Genomic DNA, 18,039 nt, shown 5'->3' with positions numbered 1-18,039 from the left:
TGAATTAAAGTGTTTCTAATAGAAATTGATTAATTAATGCTTTTAAGCGTTCGGTTCTACCCGATGTATTATTTATTTCTGTTAATTGAAGCGCATATGCTTCAAGCTCACGGAAATTTGTTCTTCCTTCAACGATGTCTAATCCGATCCCCTTTGTATAGCTACTGTAGCGCTCTTCAATAAAGCTATCAAGAACTTTATCCTCAATTAATTTGTTTGCTACTTTTAAGCCGATTGCAAATGCATCCATACCTGCAATATGTGCGTGGAAGAGATCATCTGTATCGAATGAACCTCTTCTTACCTTCGCATCAAAGTTTAGACCGCCCTTACCAAGTCCACCATTTTTCAAAATTTCATACATGGCTAATGTGTTGGTGTATAGGTCTGTTGGGAATTCATCGGTATCCCAGCCAAGTAATGTATCGCCTTGGTTTGCATCAACTGAACCAAGCATACCATTAATACGAGCTGTTCTTAATTCATGCTCGAATGTATGACCAGCAAGTGTTGCGTGGTTTGCTTCAATATTAAACTTGAAGTAGTCTGTTAGATCATATTTTTGTAAGAATGCTAGACCTGTTGCTACATCAAAATCATATTGGTGTTTAGATGGTTCTTTTGGTTTTGGCTCGATTAAGAAAGGAACATTTAATCCAATCTCCTTCGCATACTCAACTGCCATGTGGAAGAAACGAGCTAAGTTGTCCATTTCTAGTTTCATATCTGTATTAAGAAGAGTTTCGTAGCCCTCACGTCCACCCCAGAATACATAGTTTGCGGCCCCAAGCTCTTTCGCTACTTCTAAACCCTTTTTCACTTTTGCTGCTGAATAAGCAAAGACATCTGCATTTGGAGAAGTGGCAGCACCATGTGTATAGCGTGGATTGGTAAACATATTCGCTGTGTTCCAAAGTAATTTAACTTTGCTTGTTTTCATGTAATCTTTAATCATTGCTACGATGACATCAAGATTCTCGTTTGTTTCCTTCAATGTGCTTCCCTCTGGTGAGATATCCACATCATGGAACGCAAAGAATGGAACATCTAATTTTTCAAAAAGCTCAAATGATGCTTCAACACGTGCTTTTGCTAAATCTAATCCTTTAAGGTGATCCCAAGGACGGATTGCAGTGCCAACTCCAAATGGATCAGACCCATTCGCAGTAAATGTGTGCCAGTATGCAACTGAGAAGCGAAGAAGCTCCTCCATTGTCTTGCCATTGATTTTTTCTTCTGGATTGTAATATTTAAATGCGAATGGATTTGTTGATTTTGATCCTTCATATTGAATTTTGTTAACCGATTCGAAATATGTCATTGGGTTATTCCTCCTAGCATGTATTGTAAATGCTTACAAAATAATATATATAACGCTTATAATCTATAAAATTTTTATACTCAAATTATAGCACCGACTATTTTGTTTGTCTATCCGATAAACTAAGTTTCAGTGTTTTTATTACTTATGTATCATCAAAATGATAATACATTCACTTCATCTTAATCTCATCAAGTACTCAGTTCGTATATCCATCAGATTAAGTTTCGTGATAAAATAAATACACTACCAAAAAGGAGTTTTTACAGTGGGGAAGATGACATGGAATCAACAGGTTGTGAAAAAGAATAATAAAGCACTCGTTTTGCAATTAATCATGGAACAAGAGCCGATTTCACGCGCTGACATCGCTCAAGTTTCAGGCTTAAATAAAACAACAGTTTCTACTTTAGTATCTGAATTAATAGAAGAAGATTTGATTTTCGAATCGGGTCCAGGGGTTTCAAGCGGTGGGAGGCGCCCTGTGATTCTTCATTTTAATAAGGATGCTGGGTATGCGATTGGAATTGATATTGGTGTGAACTATGTGTTATCTATCCTCACCGATTTAAAAGGAAATATTCTGATTGAAAAAAATCAAACCGTAACGCGCACCACCTATGCGACAATCATGAGTATGGTCCAAGATATGATCCAGTCGTTAATGGATGAAATGCCAAAAAGTAGATATGGAATTGTCGGCATCGGAGTAGGTGTACCGGGAATCGTGAACAATGAGGGTGACATTCTTCTAGCGCCAAATCTTGGCTGGAGCAATATTCAATTTAAAGAAGAGCTCGAAAATCTGTATGAGATTCCTATTATCATTGAAAACGAAGCAAATGCAGGAGCAGTAGGTGAACAGCAATTTGGTGCGGGGCAGGATCAAGAAAACATCCTTTATGTAAGTGCTGGGATTGGAATCGGTGTTGGTATCATCGTCAAAAAAGAGCTTTATAAAGGGAAAAATGGTTTTTCCGGTGAGATGGGCCATATGATTATTGAGATGAACGGAAAACGCTGTAACTGTGGAAGTCGCGGTTGCTGGGAAGCATATGCATCAGAACAAGCTTTACTCGAAAAGGCTGACACTAGCATTGATTCATTGGATGAGCTAATCCAATTAGCGGAAAATCGAGATGAAAAAGCAAAAAAGCTGTTAGAAGAGATTGGTGGCTATCTAGGATTTGGTATCAACAATATCATTAATACATTCAATCCAGGACAAGTCATCATCGGGAACCGACTTGCACTGGCAAAAGAATGGCTTGAGGCACCAATCCGGAACACGATTGAAAAACATACACTCGCATTCCACCAAAACGACCTCAAACTCGACTTCTCTAAGCTTGGAAAATACTCAACCTCCCTAGGCGTATCCTCTTTTGTGGTTGATAACTTTATCAAGAGGGACTGAGGTACATTGTCCCAACTCCCCCTGCTTTCAATTAAAAGCAGGGGTAAAGATTTTACTTGGATTAAAATTAATAAAGCACTCCTTTTTTAAATGGAACTCCCCTACTGAACTTGAATAAAAAAGTGTTGATATAGTTGTAAATCAAAGTGGGCAAAAAGAGATTTATTATCCCTAATAGAGAAAGGTAAAACGATTCCCAAAATAATCAGGAAACGCCTTACCTCATATCAAATTAGAATTATATTTTTTTACATTACAAGATTGCATTTGCAATCAACTTGTCAAACTTACGAATATCTACGCCTTTTTTCAAATGAACTTTAATATGACCTGCTCTCGTCCATAATTCGACTTCAGCACTAACATCCAGGAAGCCCCCAGCATTCTCCGTTGACCACATGTTAATCGAAGAATAAGGCAATGAATATATTTCTACTTTTTTACCTGTTAAGCCTTGCGCATCGCGTACAATTAATCTTTTATTAGTAAAGATTGCACTATCGCGGAACGTCTTATAAGCGGCAATTGCCTCCTCTCCTGACACCAATAAATCATGCACATCATTTGGAATAGGACATTCAGATATAAGCGTCCATTCTAAAACACCTTGTGAAGCCATTTTACAAACCTCCTAAATTTTTTTGAAAATTATCCTCACTACTATATTCATAATAAAGTTTTAGATACCTTCTTTGTTTTCGAGGAACTATAGAGATGTCAAAATCTGAGTCTTCAGATTCTCTTTCGCAACTAGGTAAAAGATGAATTGACATTCTGTTAAGAACAAGTACTTGTCCCTCGGAAGTTGGGACAACTAACCTGGCCCTCTGACCCAAAATAACCCCTCGCTCTTAGCGAGGGGCTTTTTCAAACTATATATTAATATACGTCACGTAGGTAACGACCTTGTGTTTTCATGTCTTTTAGATAAGCTTCAGCAGCCTCTCGGTCCATTCCACCTTCTTGTTCAATAACGGAAAGAAGGGCTTCGTTTACGTCTTTTGCCATATGGTCTTTGTCTCCACACACGTAGAAATAAGCACCATTGTTAATCCATTCGAACAATTCTTTGCTGTGCTCTAGCATTTTGTGCTGCACATATACTTTTTGATCTGTATCACGAGAGAATGCAGCATCTATTTTTGTTAGAATACCGTCTTGTTGGTATTTTTCCAATTCATCTTGGTATAAGTAATCAGTAGCCTGATGCTGATCTCCGAAGAATAACCAAGAACGACCTGTAGCTTTATTTATAGCTAGCTCTTCGATAAATGAGCGGAATGGCGCAACCCCTGTTCCAGGTCCAACCATAATCACATCTTTATCAAGAGTCTCAGGTAAATGGAAGTGTTTATTTACTTGAACAAATACTGGAAGTGTGTCACCTTCCTGAACGCGTTCAGCACATTGAACAGAGCAAACTCCTTTGCGTTCACGTCCGTGCGCAGTATAACGAACAGCACCGATTGTTAAATGAACTTCATCTGGATGTGCTGCAAAACTACTTGCAATGGAATAAAGTCTCGGTACCATTTTTCGTAATAGAGCCACGATTTCTTGTGCTGGAACCTTCCACGGACCGAAGTCACGTAACATATCTAGTAAATCACGACCATCGATATATTCTTTAACCGCTACAGCATCTTCCACAAGCTTCTGAAGTTCTTCGTTGTCTGTGAATGCCGCCGCACTTTGTAAAGTCTTCCTTGAAAGTAACATGATATCAAGATATGTTTCCAATGCTTCTTTAAGCGGCATTGACTCTCCTTGACGACCAACAGTTACTACCTCTTCTGCATCCCACTTCATTTCTTCAAGAAGGGCTGCTACTAATTCTGGATCATTGGAAGGCGCGATTCCAAGGGTATCACCGGGAATATATGAAAATCCTGATCCTTCTAATGATAATTCAATATGTCTTGTTTCCTTACTTGAACCTTCTCCATTTAAGTTAACGTTCTTTAGAACCTTTGCTGGAAATGGATTTGTTCTTGAATATGTTGTAGGAACAGGCTTTTTTGGATTTTTTTCATCATCTATAGTTCGTTGCATTTCTAAAAACCTCCAACAATTATATATATTTAGAATAACACATGTACAAGTTATCTGGCGTGTATTTTAGCACACTATCGGCATTTATTATAATTTTACGCTTTAAAGGCTCATCCCAATTATAATTGAATTTTCCTATAAAATAAAAGACATTAGCATTCATTCATACAAACGAAAATAATGGATTTTCATTTTCAGCGATGACCGAAACACTCTTCTGATATTATATAATACATTGGTTACAATTCGTGCATTAGAAGCATTAATAATAAAGCTGGTAAAAATTTAAAGAAAATCCACTATTCTTCCTTTTTCAGAAAAAGATGAACTAAAAGAATAGCACAGATAATTAGATAAACAACTACAAAAATGCTGTCGAATAAGATAGTTTTATTTAATAGCACTTGATCCTCGTTCCCCAAATACTCTATTACCTTGAACACTGGGGGAAAAATCCACAAAATCCATTTGAAAAACAGCGCTATGTCTGTAATTGATTTCGAAGCCAGTGAAACTACGATGATAAATACAGCAGTAAGCCAAGCATGTTTTTTCGCTGCGAGTTGGGTAGCTGAAAACAAGGTTCCCACTAATATTCCGAATGCCAAGAAGACTAAGTGGCTATAAAATGTAAGTGCATATAGCTCGATTGACATATTCCCTTTGAAGCTTTCTGTAATGATCGGGAAAAAGATAGCAAACAAAAGTAAAGGAATCATTACGACCAAAATGGTTAACCATTTGCCAACTAAGTAATTCACCTTTTTTCCTAGATGAGAAATTAAGATATGTTTTTCGCTTTCTTCATCTAATTTAATAACGGACATCGTAATCCATGTCATGATTAAGTACATCGCAATAGAAGATACCGCATAACTACTGAGGATTGGCACATTTTTATAGGCATATAAAATAAATATCCAAGCCAAGAAGATAAACACCGGTGGGATAAATTTTAATGATCGAACATAGCTTATTAATTGATATCGAACAAAAGCCGCCAACATACTACCTCTTCTCTGTTAACTCAAATATTGAACATCCCCGTTCAAGCAACATGGCCAAAGCCTCATCAGACTTATTAACTGAGACGATTATTTCAACAAAATTTTCTTCTGCAAATTCATGTCTTACATACGGAATCCCTACTAGTATTTCTCTATTAGGGATTTTTGCTTTTATAGCTTTTAATTTTTCCTTTTTGATTACTATAGAATCATAGACAACTCTTCCACTCTCTATTGATAAAACCCTGTCTGCCAATCCCTCAATTAATAAGGATTCATGGGCAGTAAAAATAATAGTTTTTTCCGTTTGAAGAGAATTTAACTGATTTAATAGCTCGTTTTTTGCTTTTTCATCCAATCCAGTTAGGGGCTCGTCCAATAATAAAAGATCTGGTTCCTTTAGCAATGCTTGGATTATTCCAGCTTTCTGCTTTGTACCTTTTGAACAGTTATTTAAAGGCGTTGTTAGGAAATCAGATATTGTAAACAACTTAGTATAATACTCAATTCTTTTTCGAATATCTTCATCAGAATTACTCGTCATTTTACCGATTATTAATAGATATTCTTTTAATGTAAAACGAATATTTTCCGGAAAGCGTTCAGGTACATAACCTATGTTCAGTTTGGTTCTATTTATTTCCCCGGATGTCTCTTTAAATATCCCACCAATAAGTTTTAACAGGCTGCTTTTCCCTGATCCATTCGATCCGGTGATTGCTATTTTTTCACCTTGTGAAATGGTTATCGAAACATCATTTAGAATCATGATTCCATCGATCTTCTTGCAAGCTTTATTTGCCTCGAAAATTCTCATGAAAAACCTCTTCCATTTTACTTTTCTAGTAAATTCAATTTCTATAATGCTTTGGCAAAAGGCCAATTAGCAAATGTAAATCCTCCTTTAAGGATACATTAATTCCCAAATCATGTTAAGTGAAACAGGGAAGATTCTATTGCGGAACCACAGGAACCGTCCCTTCTGTCCCTCGTTTTAGGCAAGGGTAATTTCTCTCTAAATATGGTAAAATAGGAAAAAACTATTAGTCGCGGAGCTGATTGAATGTCTGGAGCAATTGTTGAGATTACCAATTTGCAAAAAAGTTATGGCAGCAAGCATGTCCTTCAAGGGGTTTCTATTACAGTTAATAAAGGGGAAATCATTGGATACATCGGACCGAATGGTGCTGGAAAAAGTACGACAGTAAAAATCATACTGGGGATTGAAGAAGATTATCAGGGCGAAGTAAAGATTTTCGGTCAAAGTATTTTAGACAACAATATGGAGTACAAACAAAATATTGGGTATGTGCCAGAAGTTGCCGATGTTTATGATAGCCTAACCGGACAAGAATACCTCACTTTTATTGGTGAATTATATGGTCTTAACTATGATTTAGCTGACTATAAAGCAAAAAACCTTATGGAGTTGTTTGGTATTGGTGAAGTGTATCATTCTCGAATTGCCTCCTATTCAAAAGGGATGCGGCAAAAGCTCCTGATTATTTCAAGCTTATTACATAATCCAGAACTACTCTTTTTTGATGAACCGATAAATGGACTTGATGCAAACAGTGTCATGATTTTCAAGGAAATTATGTCGCAGTTGGCCCAGCAGGGAAAGACCATATTTTATTCTTCTCATATTATGGATGTCGTTGAAAAAATAAGCAGCCGGATCATCCTTCTCCATGACGGAAAGATCGCCGCAGATGGAACCTTTGAGGAATTAAAGGAACACAATAAGGAAGGGTCTTTGGAGGGGATTTTCAACCAATTGACTGGCTTCAACAAGCATACAGAGCTTGCTTCACGTTTTGTATCGATTGTTGGTGAGGTGTGATATGCAGGACTTTCCTTCTTTAAAGCTGATGGATCGGTTTGAAAAAGTCTTCAATCGTTTTGGTATTGATTATAAAATAATGAGAAAAATACTGCAGGCTAAACTTGTGATGGACCGACGCCGTGTGCCGACCATTTTCTCACAAAATAACAAAAAGGATAAAAAAGATAAAAATCATTATCTTTTATCCTTGTGGATTTATTTATTGTTCGGGCTCTTTTTAATCCCTTTTACAATTATCGGTGACAATTACCTATTTCAAATGAGCCTTGTTTTTGGAATGATTACCTTTTTCTTAATGACCTCAATGATTTCTGATTTTTCATCTGTGCTTCTTGATATTCGTGACAGAAATATACTCTATCCTAAACCAATTGATCGAAAAACAATTAGTGCTGCGAAAATAACACATATTGTGATTTATCTATCCTTAATGACCATGGCCATGGCAGGGCCCTCAATCATCGTAGGACTTTTTATACATGGCATCTTATTTTTTCTTGTTGCGCTTATAAATGTTTTTTTGATAGATTTATTGATTATTGCTTTGACAGCGTTAATATATTTAATCATTCTTCAATTTTTTGATGGGGAAAAGCTAAAGGATATTATCAATTATGTCCAAATTGGCTTGTCTTTCTCCATTATGATTGGATACCAACTTCTCATTAGGGCATTTGATATCGTTGACCTTTCCATCACCCTAGAGCCAGCATGGTGGCATATCCTTATATTTCCTATTTGGTATGGTGTGATTATGGAGCTGGTCATAAACGGTGGCTCCCAACCGTTCTTTTTATTACTAGCTGGGCTAGGTATCATCGTTCCATTTGTTTCAATTTGGATATATGCTCGTTTAACACCTACTTTTGAGAGAAATCTTCAAAAACTTTCACAACACAATAAGGGAAGAAAGAAAAAACGTTTTAAAATGGGAGAAGCCTTTAGAAGATTTATTTGCCCAACGAAAGAGGAAAGAGTTTTCTATCAATTTTCCAGTCTAATGCTAAAAAATGAAAGAGATTTTAAGTTGAAAGTCTATCCTTCACTAGGCTTTTCTATCATTATTCCATTCATTTTCTTGTTCACATTTATGGATGGATTCAGTTGGGAATCTTTTAGTCTCATTAGAGAAGGCAAATCTTATTTGAACATTTATTTTAGCTTGTTGATGATGCCAACCGTAATCATTACGCTTAAATACTCAGGAACCCATAAGGGAGCATGGATTTATAAACTTTCACCTTTAAAAAACGTAAAACCCATTTTTAGTGGAACGATGAAAGCTTTTATTGTCAATCTATATTTACCAATCTACTTGCTACTTAGTCTTGTATTTGTCCCTATTTATGGAGTAAGAATCATACCTGACTTAATCCTTGTATTTGTTAGTGCAATCATCTATGCAGTTATTTGCTTTGCAATTATGGAAAAGTCCCTTCCTTTTTCTAAATCATTTGAAACCTATAGTCAGGGAAATGGAGGAATTATTTTTCTATTAATGCTTTTAGCTGGCCTTTTTGCGGGACTGCATCTAATCAGTACGCTAATCCCATATGGGTTTTACATTTATCTCGCCCTAGCCATTCTGATTTTGCCATTACTATGGAGAAAAATCTTCATTGTTTCATGGGATAAGGTGGAGTAAGATAGTCCATAAAAAAACTACCCTCACATCAGGATGAGGGTAGTTTTTAGTTAGTAGATTATTGGTTAGATTTTCTCTTTTTTAGATATATTGAAATGAAGACTAATATACAAATAATAGAGCCTACAATTAGTAATAAAGGTACACTGCGCTTATCATTTTGATCTGCTTTTGCTATTTCAAATGTTTTTGTCGGGGTTTCTTTCAGAAATTCTTCGAAAAAGGCTCTTTTGGCATCATTCGGCTCCTCAATTTTTCCGTCCAAAACTTGAATCATACCGTTTGGTCCACTTACGGGAAGTAGTAATTTACCATTCTCACTTTCTTCTAAAAATAAAAGGAACACACCATCTTTGTCCTGGAATTCCTCTGCCCAACCTTCATCATAATGGTCAATACCCACAGTTAACTGGCTTGAAACATCCCCTTTATACACACTGCTAACCTTAAATTCTCTTCCTTGAAAAACAGACTCACCGCGTTTTGCTTTGCTGGAAAAATCATATTGACCCATCACAATAACTTCCGCACGATCAAGTACCTGCTGTGGTTCTAATTCCGGCCAGCTTGTAGCTGAAACACTGATGATTACTAAAGATAAAAATAAACAGGTTAACAAAACTACTCGAGCTAAAATGCGCATGTGGCACCCCTTTTTATTAAATAGACGTTTATCAGCCCAATTAGTTTCATTTACCTGATTCTAAATAACTTGGCTAAAGAACCACAAGAACCGTCCCTATGGTTCCTATGATTCTAGAAAGACCTTGACGATTTCATTGAACTTTTCATCATGCTCCCAAAACATCATGTGGCCTCCAAGGACCTTTACTTGGGATTCGGGTGTTAATTGGTTTGTATATTTTTCGGCAATCTCAGCCCAGTGCTCTGCGACAATCGTTAAGGTAGGAACAGTTTTACTTGCCTTTTTTGCTTCCTCTCGGTAATCAGAAAACATACCTGAGGCAAATAAATTACCTGCGATGTAATATGGTGTTTTTAATGATTGCTCTACTAGCCAGGTTAGCTCTTCGTTCTCAAGCTCTCTTTGCACCATAACTTGAGTGATATAGCTTGTTATGAACTCCCGCTGTCCTGCTGAATTTCGTAAATAACTATTGTAGATTGCTGCAATATCATCTAGCTTCCCTTCAACCCAATCATCATTGACTGATAAGGATTTAGGTGGCATATCCACAAATATCAAGGATTTAATAGTATCAAAACCATTTTGCTTCACATACTCCCAAGCTGTTAAACAACCAAACGACCAGCCTACAAGAGTTGCATTTTTTACATCTAATGCTTGGAGAACAGATGCTAAATCAGATCCGTGTGTGACATAATCGTTTCCATGTAGAGATATAGTCGATCTTCCATGACTCCTTGGATCAATCACGATCACCCGATTCGTTTTTGAAAAATATTCAATTTGTTTCGAAAAAACCTCAGTAGTGAATGTAAAACCAGGGATGAAAACAATGGGTTCCCCTTCCCCAACATCCTGAACAAATAATTCGACCCCTGAATCGACTTCAATATATTTCCCATCAATCAAACTCATCATAATTCCCCCTTCATATAGCTTTTACACACTATATTCACCTTTTAATCTCTAAATTCCTCCAAAAAAAAAGAGATAAATAGAAAAGCCTCCGTTGATTCCGAAGGCTTTTCTAGTTTTAACCACGTTATTTTACTGTTAGTGCTGCAGTTTTTGAGTATTGCTTTCCAGGATGATGGGCAGGCAATTGGCTTCCTTGGCCAAATAGGCTATCTCTTAATGTGTCACCTTCATATTCTTTTCGCATTAGCCCTCTTTCTTGTAATACCGGCACAATAAGCTCTACGAAATCTTTAAAAGTTCCAGGAGTGATCGCGTAGGCAATGTTAAATCCATCTACTCCAGTCTCTTTCACCCAACTCTCCAAATCATCTGCAACCTGTTCTGGGCTTCCAACAGTTACAGGACCCAATCCTCCAATACCGGTATATTTTTTAATTTCATCGATCGTCCAATTTTTATCAGAATCAATTCTTGTAAAGTTTTCGACGGTTGATTGAATCGCATCATTTTTTACAAATTTTAGATTTTCATGTGGGCCATATTCTGAAAAATCGATTCCAGTCCAGCCTCCAAGAAGAGCCAGTGCTCCTTCATAGCTTACATGTTTTTGATATTCATTGAACTTTTCATATGCTTCTTCTTCAGTTCGCCCAACGATCGGAGTAATACAAGAAAGGATTTTTAATTCCTCTGGTGCCCTGCCAGCTTTTTTAGCCTCTTCACGCAGTTTCTTTACTGAATGTTTAGCCACGTTCTTAGTCGGTGCACCAATGAAGATTAATTCTGCATTTTTACCAGCGAAAGTCCGGCCCTTTGCGGAAGTTCCTGCTTGGTAAAGTACCGGCGTTCTTTGTGGGGACGGCTCACATAAATGTGCACCTGGAACTTTATAATACTTTCCTTCATGGTTGATGTCATGAACCTTACTTGGGTCTGCGAAAATCCGATTTTCTTTGTCTAGTAAAACAGCATCATCCTCCCAGCTACCTTCCCATAATTTATAGCACACTTGTAAATATTCTTCGGCAATGTCATAGCGCTCATCATGTTTAATTTGGTCTTCCAAGCCCATATTAACAGCGGCGCTTTTCAAGTAAGAAGTAACAATATTCCAGCCTACACGCCCCTTTGTAATATGATCCAGTGTAGACATCCTGCGAGCAAATGTATAAGGATGCTCATGTGTGACCGATGCAGTAACCCCGAAGCCTAAATGCTTTGTCACCGCAGACATTAATGGCACGATAAGTGATGGATCATTAACTGGCGTTTGAGCACCTTGACGGATAGCGGCATCTCTAGATCCTTGATACACATCATATGGCCCCAGTACATCTGCTAAGAAAATAGCATCGAATCTCCCCTTTTCTAATAGCTTCGCAAGCTCTATCCAATACTCACTATCTTTATAGCGATGGGATTGATCCTCTGGATGTGTCCACAAGCCAGGAGATTGATGCCCAACACAGTTCATATCAAATGCATTTAAATAAATTCTTTTCTTTGTCATAGTAATTAGCTCCTCTTTAATTAGTTTTTTAAAGCAAAATCTTTTTTCTGATTAACTGCTTCAATAAAGTAATAAAGCTCCTTTTTCAGTCTTTCTAAAACATTCACATCGATAATAGGGTTTACTACTTGTGTTTTATCGATTTGACAATCTTGGAAGTAAACTCCCTGTAAGCTTTGCCCTTTTAATGCAGCCAATAAAGGTTTGAGGCTGAAGTCAATCGCAAGTAGATGTGCTGGGCTTCCGCCTGTCATGATTGGTAAAACGGTTTTTCTTGCTAACACATCTTGGGGAAGCAAATCTATTACAGCTTTCAGAACTCCAGTGTACGCTGCCTTGTAAACCGGGGACCCTACAATCACTCCTTCTGCCCCTTGGATGAGTAACGTTAGATTTTTAAGGGCTGGACTATCAAAATTCAGATTAAATATGTCATCAGAAGGAATATCTCTTACGGATACATGCGTGACGGAAAACCCCTCATGTTTAAGCTTCTTTCCAGCGTATTGTAGAACCAAATCCGTTCTAGAACTTTCGGAAGGACTTCCTGATAAAATTACGATTTCACTCAATTTGATCATCCTTTCTGGTATTCTTGTAAATTTTTAAATCCATTTGTTAAGATCTCAGATGCTTTTTCCTAGAGGTCATTTGGAAACTTTCAACTCCCTTTCATAGAAAAAAGTGAATAAAAAAGGCATCTTTATCCAAAACGTCATGAATGAACGCTTTGAAAATAAAGATGCCTTTAGTCGTCTAATCGGCAAATTATTTAGTGTTTTGAGTAGATATGGGTTTTTGCAATGAAAAACGCTTCTTTTCTGTCGCATCAATTTGAGTGATTTCCCCATTGTGAACGGTAATCACAATAGAACCAAATTCAAGGTTCTCCAAGGTTGACAAAATATGTTTCACCTTTGATTCATCTAGCTTTGCCATTGTAATCCCCCTTTGTTAAAGGTTTGTATCAAATTATTGCCACTGGTTGACCAGTATGGCAATTTGATTATTTTGCCAAAATAAAAACCCTCTTCTAATAAGAAGAGGGCATACACGAATAGTTCAAGTACACTCTTCTTATCTTTCAAGCTTTACGCTTGCTGGAATTGGCACAGTACAATATGTCTGTTGCCGAGGTATCAACGGGCCAGTCCCTCCACCTCTCTGGATAAGAATAAATTGGTAATTAAGTTGTTGTTTGTTGTTATTAAATTACACTCAAAATTACTATCTGTCAATTACTTTATCAAAAAATTTTCAAAAAAGGGAACTTTTAGTCATTTAGTCATAGTGCAGACAAAATAGAACCAGTCAGTCCATATAATCAACTCCTTTGTAAAGATTGTAGTGAAAACTTAATTCAATGATGACAAGCATTGGAGCATAAGATAAAAAACACTTTTAATTGAAGGAGGTTTGTATGATGGATATTTTAGCGAAAATCAACTGTAAATTAAAAGGACATGTTTTTGAAGAAATAAAGAAGAGACCAGATGGATGGGGATATATTGCGACTTGGTTTATATGTGATCGATGTGGACATGAAAAAGTAGTCACGGAACGAGAGGATGACATTTAATTCAAATCATCATCCAACGGATTAGATTACATTACCTCAAAAAATAGAGCCAGACCCCATAAATTTAATACTTATGGGGTCTGGCCAATATACAGGGGACACTGTAACTGTCCCAATGTCCTATTTTCGCTTTCTTTTTTCCCAGTTGTTTTTTAGCTCGGGATTTGCGTGTGGGATGACATATGTTTCGATTACATGGTTTACAGGTTTTTCGTTTACTAGGTTGTATGTAGAAAGTTTTACTTTTTTATTATTTAGGGTTTGAACCATAATATATTTTAACGAAGCCCCACCCCAATAGATATCTTTAATTTCCCTGATTGGAATAGTTTTGTTTCCACCTTTGAATTTCCCATCTTCAACCGTGAATAAAGCCTTACCGCTCAGTAAAGCGGATAAAACCTTTAGTAGTATGCTTCCGCAAAAGAATGTACCGATAATACCAATGATGATTCCAAAAAAGCCTCTCAAAATACTTGTATTAGGTACAATGTAAAAGAGGATAAATAGAGAAGCAACGGTCATTAACCCACTAATAAAAACCATACAACCTGCCCATAGTGGCAGAAAGACCACTTCAACCCTATCATTCGTTATTTTTATATTATTTTCCATGCGTAAGCTCCTTTATTATTCCTCTAGGTACTTCTCTACCAAAGCTTTCGCTACTCTAATACCAGCCTCAGTAAAATAAATAGATTTAGATCGGATACTGCCACGAATAAAATCCTCATCATCTATTAATATTATAATGTTACCCTATCTGGCAAAGCTAGAGTGGATAAGCCCATTTTCGGAACAATCGAACCATTTTACAAGCAAAAGGGTTATTTTTAATTTTTTGAAATTTCTATGTTATTCCACTCAATTTTTCCCTTACAATCTTTTAACAAGGAATCTAATTATTCTTTACAATTACACAATACTGTTGAAATATTGCTAGGGTATCATCTTTATATCTGTCCAATCATTTTGGATTTTGATAGAAAATGAAATGTGGAGGCAATAAGATGAAGAATCATACAAAGCTTAAAATGTTCAGTAAAGTTCTTTTAGCTGGGTTTTTACTAGGTTCAGTAAGCCCAATAACGGGTAATCATGCACATGCAAAAATGGACATTCCGAATCCAGATGGGGTTAACAAAATTGCAGGCTATAGCATGGGTTATTCCAATGAAGATGGCGGCGTTGCTGAAATTGTTAAATATAATTCTGCCAATCAAAAGTTTTACGCTATTAATGGTCAGGGACAAACTATTGATATTGTCAGCCTTAAAGATTTAACCTCTACAGAAACAGTGCAAGAACTACAAAAAGAAAAATCTATTAATATTGCAGACGTCGTGAACTCCGATACTTTTGCATACGGAGACTTAACCAGCATCGATATTAATAGCTCAAAAGATATAATTGTTGCCGCCGTTCAAGATGCGGATTATACAAAGAACGGTAAAATTGTTGTCATGAATCCTGAGGGTGAAATTCAAAAAACGTTTGACGCAGGTGTTCAACCTGACATGGTTAAAATAACATCTAATGGAAAGTACATTTTATCAGCGAACGAAGGGGAACCACGTGAAGGTCTACAGGGGGATGACCCTGAAGGATCGATTACGATTGTTGAAACGACATCTGGAAAAGTTACACACCTTACTTTTGATGATACAAGTGTAATTGATGATGATGTTCATATTCGTAATAATGGTAAAAAAGAAGATGCTAGTAAGGATTTTGAACCTGAATACATTGCTGTTTCAAAAGATGGTAAAAAGGCATATGTATCCCTACAAGAGAATAATGCAATTGCTACAATTGATATCAAAAAAGGCAAAGTGTTATCTGTTAAATCACTTGGTTATAAAGACCACTCCGTGGCAGGAAATGAATTGGATGCAGCAAGAAACGGTGAGATAGACATTGAAAGACTTCCGATTTTAGGAGCTTACATGCCAGACGGGATTGAACATGTAACCATCCGTGGTGTCGATTATCTCATTACGGCTAACGAAGGGGATGCAACAGAGTGGCCTGAGGATGACTCCGATTTTATTAATGTTGCTGATTTTGAAGATGTTAAGGATTCAATTACACTTAACACAAGTTTGTTTAAAGGTATGACAGCAGAGGATGCACAAGCTGCATTCGATAGAATGAAAAGTTCTAAGGATTACAAAAAACTTGAAGTACTAACTGATCGAGGTAATGATGCCATCTATACTTTAGGAGGACGTTCTTTCTCTATTTGGAAGGCTGATACAATGGAACTTGTCTACGACAGTGGTAGTGATTTTGAAACGATTACAGCAGAACGTCTTCCAGAAGTATTTAACTGGTCTAACGACGATGATGAATTAGATAAGCGCAGTGCAAAAAAGGGACCTGAGCCTGAAGATGTGAAAGTTGGCATGATCGGCAATCAAGTATATGCATTTGTAGGACTTGAGAGAATTGGCGGAGTAATGACATATAACATTACCGATCCACAGAATCCACAGTTTGCAGACTATATAAATAGTAGAGATTTTTCGCAATTTCAAGCGATAGCTGGCGATGTATCACCTGAAGGACTTGAATTTATTCCACATAATGAAAGTCCTACTGGAAATCCACTCGTTTTAGTTGGTAACGAAGTAAGCGGGACTGTTTCTGTTAATGAAATCCAAATAAAGCAAGGGAAACTTGGCAAAACACATCCTGTAAAGAATAACAATCACGAAAACAAACTTAAATAACAATTTATCTAGTACGACAATATTAGTAGTCATAAAACCTAAAACACACGTCGCCTATCACTTTGGGAAGAGGGACGTGTGTTTTAATTTCATAAACCTTTATTTACGAGAAAGCTACTTAATTAGCAACCGAATGCTCTTTAGCTTTCTCCTTTTCTTTAAATCTTCCAATCATTGCGCCGCCGACGAATCCTATTATTGCTGGAATTAACCATGCGAACCCATTACTGCTCAATGGAATCATCCCAATTATACGAGATAAAAATGGTATATTTACGGCTGCTGTCATAGCTTCAGCTACGCTAATAATCACCGTTAATAACACGGCACCTTGAAAGCAAGCAGTGTTTGGTAAGTGCCTATGGAAGATCCCAACCAATATGACTACGATACAAATCGGGTAGATTGCCAGATAAAGCGGTGTTGCTATAAATATGATTCGATCTACACCTAATAATGCAATGGTAATGCCAAGGACGCAAACGATGGCCGCGGTTGTTTTATAACTTAGCTTCCCATTTGTTAAACTATCAAAAAATTGAGCAACAGCTGTAGTCAAGCCAATCGCAGTAGTCAAACATGCTAATGCCACCACGATCCCTAATCCGTAAAGCCCACCTTTACCTAATATCGTTTCTACAATCACTAATAATAGTTCAGCCCTATCTATGTTTTGTGGATACATCCCACTACCTGAAGCCCCTAAATATAAAAGCCCGGTATAGATGATAACTAAAAAGGTGAAGGCGATGAGCCCGGCAAATGCGGTCATTTTATTTCTTTCCTTTTCAGACCGATATCCTTTGCCAACAATATGTGAAATAAACACACTTGCAACCATAAAACTTACTAATAAATCTCCTGTTTGATATCCGCCAAGAAAGGCATTAACAAAACTACTTGAAATATCTGTGTCCACTGGTTGTCCAACCGGCGTTATGACTCCATTTATGATGATAGCAATTAAAATGACAACTAATGCAGGTGTTAAATAAGCTCCCAATTTATCGATAACATTGTTCCTGTCATTTACAAAATAATAAGTTAACGCGAAGAAAATGATGACAATAGGTGCTGCCGGAATCGAGGGGAAAACTGCCTGAATACCTAATTCATGGGTAACAGCCCCTGTTCTTGGAATGGCGATAAAGCTTGAAAATAACATAATGCCTAGCAGTATCCATTGTGAAAATTTAGGATGTACTTTTTTAGTCAATTGATCTACGGTACCACCTGCATGAGCGATAATATAAATCGCTATTATAGGGAAAATGACCCCTGAAATAATAAATCCGATGCTGCCGCTAAACCAATCTGCACCCGACTGTAACCCTAAAAATGGTGGAAAAATTAAATTCCCTGC

At 37.0% G+C, this 18,039-nt stretch carries 18 protein-coding genes and 1 riboswitch; of the genes, 5 read left to right on the top strand and 13 right to left on the bottom strand.

What is annotated here, in order from left to right; genetic code table 11:
- Positions 1–4 precede the first annotated feature (4 nt).
- Positions 5–1,321, bottom strand: a complete 1,317-nt coding sequence (gene xylA, locus V7097_RS05565) for a xylose isomerase (protein ID WP_335702613.1) — start codon at positions 1,319–1,321, stop codon at positions 5–7.
- Between the two features lie 277 nt (positions 1,322–1,598).
- On the opposite strand from xylA, the gene V7097_RS05560 reads away from it, so the two are divergent.
- On the top strand, positions 1,599–2,738 hold the full coding sequence (locus V7097_RS05560; RefSeq protein WP_335702721.1) for an ROK family transcriptional regulator: 1,140 nt from the start codon (positions 1,599–1,601) through the stop codon (positions 2,736–2,738).
- A 253-nt stretch (positions 2,739–2,991) separates the two neighbouring features.
- On the opposite strand, the gene V7097_RS05555 is transcribed toward V7097_RS05560, so the two are convergent.
- The 4 genes from V7097_RS05555 to V7097_RS05540 all read right to left on the bottom strand — a co-directional run bounded on the left by V7097_RS05555 (position 2,992) and on the right by V7097_RS05540 (position 6,614).
- Positions 2,992–3,357 (bottom strand): PH domain-containing protein, encoded by a 366-nt coding sequence (locus tag V7097_RS05555; RefSeq protein ID WP_335702612.1) that lies wholly within the window; start codon positions 3,355–3,357, stop codon positions 2,992–2,994.
- A gap of 260 nt (positions 3,358–3,617) precedes the next feature.
- Positions 3,618–4,790, bottom strand: coding sequence for a diflavin oxidoreductase (locus V7097_RS05550; RefSeq protein WP_335702611.1), 1,173 nt, complete (start codon positions 4,788–4,790; stop codon positions 3,618–3,620).
- Positions 4,791–5,089: 299 nt separating this feature from the next.
- Positions 5,090–5,794, bottom strand: a complete 705-nt coding sequence (locus V7097_RS05545; protein ID WP_335702610.1) for an ABC transporter permease — start codon at positions 5,792–5,794, stop codon at positions 5,090–5,092.
- A gap of 4 nt (positions 5,795–5,798) precedes the next feature.
- Positions 5,799–6,614 (bottom strand): ATP-binding cassette domain-containing protein, encoded by an 816-nt coding sequence (locus tag V7097_RS05540; RefSeq protein ID WP_335702609.1) that lies wholly within the window; start codon positions 6,612–6,614, stop codon positions 5,799–5,801.
- A 246-nt stretch (positions 6,615–6,860) separates the two neighbouring features.
- On the opposite strand from V7097_RS05540, the gene V7097_RS05535 reads away from it, so the two are divergent.
- Together V7097_RS05535 and V7097_RS05530 are read left to right on the top strand one after the other, a co-directional pair.
- Positions 6,861–7,640: an ABC transporter ATP-binding protein gene (locus V7097_RS05535; protein ID WP_335702608.1), complete on the top strand. Its 780-nt coding sequence runs from the start codon at positions 6,861–6,863 to the stop codon at positions 7,638–7,640.
- A 1-nt stretch (position 7,641) separates the two neighbouring features.
- The gene (locus V7097_RS05530; RefSeq protein WP_335702607.1) at positions 7,642–9,288 is read left to right on the top strand and encodes a hypothetical protein; all 1,647 of its coding nucleotides are present in this window, start codon (positions 7,642–7,644) and stop codon (positions 9,286–9,288) included.
- 58 nt (positions 9,289–9,346) lie between these two features.
- Here the strand turns inward: V7097_RS05530 and V7097_RS05525 are convergent, their stop codons facing one another.
- The 5 genes from V7097_RS05525 to V7097_RS05505 all read right to left on the bottom strand — a co-directional run bounded on the left by V7097_RS05525 (position 9,347) and on the right by V7097_RS05505 (position 13,304).
- The gene (locus tag V7097_RS05525) at positions 9,347–9,931 is read right to left on the bottom strand and encodes a hypothetical protein (RefSeq protein WP_335702606.1); all 585 of its coding nucleotides are present in this window, start codon (positions 9,929–9,931) and stop codon (positions 9,347–9,349) included.
- 105 nt (positions 9,932–10,036) lie between these two features.
- The gene (locus V7097_RS05520; RefSeq protein WP_335702605.1) at positions 10,037–10,852 is read right to left on the bottom strand and encodes an alpha/beta fold hydrolase; all 816 of its coding nucleotides are present in this window, start codon (positions 10,850–10,852) and stop codon (positions 10,037–10,039) included.
- Positions 10,853–10,979: 127 nt separating this feature from the next.
- Positions 10,980–12,365, bottom strand: a complete 1,386-nt coding sequence (locus tag V7097_RS05515) for an LLM class flavin-dependent oxidoreductase (RefSeq protein WP_335702604.1) — start codon at positions 12,363–12,365, stop codon at positions 10,980–10,982.
- A gap of 20 nt (positions 12,366–12,385) precedes the next feature.
- Positions 12,386–12,946 (bottom strand): NADPH-dependent FMN reductase, encoded by a 561-nt coding sequence (gene ssuE / locus V7097_RS05510; protein WP_335702603.1) that lies wholly within the window; start codon positions 12,944–12,946, stop codon positions 12,386–12,388.
- Between the two features lie 187 nt (positions 12,947–13,133).
- The gene (locus V7097_RS05505) at positions 13,134–13,304 is read right to left on the bottom strand and encodes a YezD family protein (protein WP_335702602.1); all 171 of its coding nucleotides are present in this window, start codon (positions 13,302–13,304) and stop codon (positions 13,134–13,136) included.
- Between the two features lie 135 nt (positions 13,305–13,439).
- A riboswitch (SAM riboswitch) is annotated at positions 13,440–13,540 on the bottom strand.
- Positions 13,541–13,788: 248 nt separating this feature from the next.
- Between V7097_RS05505 and V7097_RS05500 the strand changes: the two genes are divergently transcribed.
- Positions 13,789–13,944: a hypothetical protein gene (locus V7097_RS05500; RefSeq protein ID WP_335702601.1), complete on the top strand. Its 156-nt coding sequence runs from the start codon at positions 13,789–13,791 to the stop codon at positions 13,942–13,944.
- 120 nt (positions 13,945–14,064) lie between these two features.
- On the opposite strand, the gene V7097_RS05495 is transcribed toward V7097_RS05500, so the two are convergent.
- Together V7097_RS05495 and V7097_RS26000 are read right to left on the bottom strand one after the other, a co-directional pair.
- Positions 14,065–14,559: a DUF5381 family protein gene (locus V7097_RS05495; protein ID WP_335702600.1), complete on the bottom strand. Its 495-nt coding sequence runs from the start codon at positions 14,557–14,559 to the stop codon at positions 14,065–14,067.
- A gap of 15 nt (positions 14,560–14,574) precedes the next feature.
- Positions 14,575–14,685, bottom strand: coding sequence for a DUF6429 family protein (locus tag V7097_RS26000; protein ID WP_438824205.1), 111 nt, complete (start codon positions 14,683–14,685; stop codon positions 14,575–14,577).
- A 269-nt stretch (positions 14,686–14,954) separates the two neighbouring features.
- Here V7097_RS26000 and V7097_RS05490 point away from each other — a divergent pair, with 269 nt between their 5' ends.
- The gene (locus V7097_RS05490) at positions 14,955–16,676 is read left to right on the top strand and encodes a choice-of-anchor I family protein (RefSeq protein ID WP_335702599.1); all 1,722 of its coding nucleotides are present in this window, start codon (positions 14,955–14,957) and stop codon (positions 16,674–16,676) included.
- Between the two features lie 118 nt (positions 16,677–16,794).
- Here V7097_RS05490 and brnQ read toward each other — a convergent pair.
- Positions 16,795–18,039: branched-chain amino acid transport system II carrier protein (gene brnQ / locus V7097_RS05485; RefSeq protein ID WP_335702598.1), on the bottom strand; the 1,245-nt coding region annotated here is incomplete at its 5' end.

The organism is Bacillus sp. JJ1562 (assembly GCF_036962705.1).
Taxonomy (GTDB): Bacteria; Bacillota; Bacilli; order Bacillales; family Bacillaceae_L; genus Ferdinandcohnia.
This window is presented reverse-complemented; position numbering and strand designations above follow the sequence as displayed.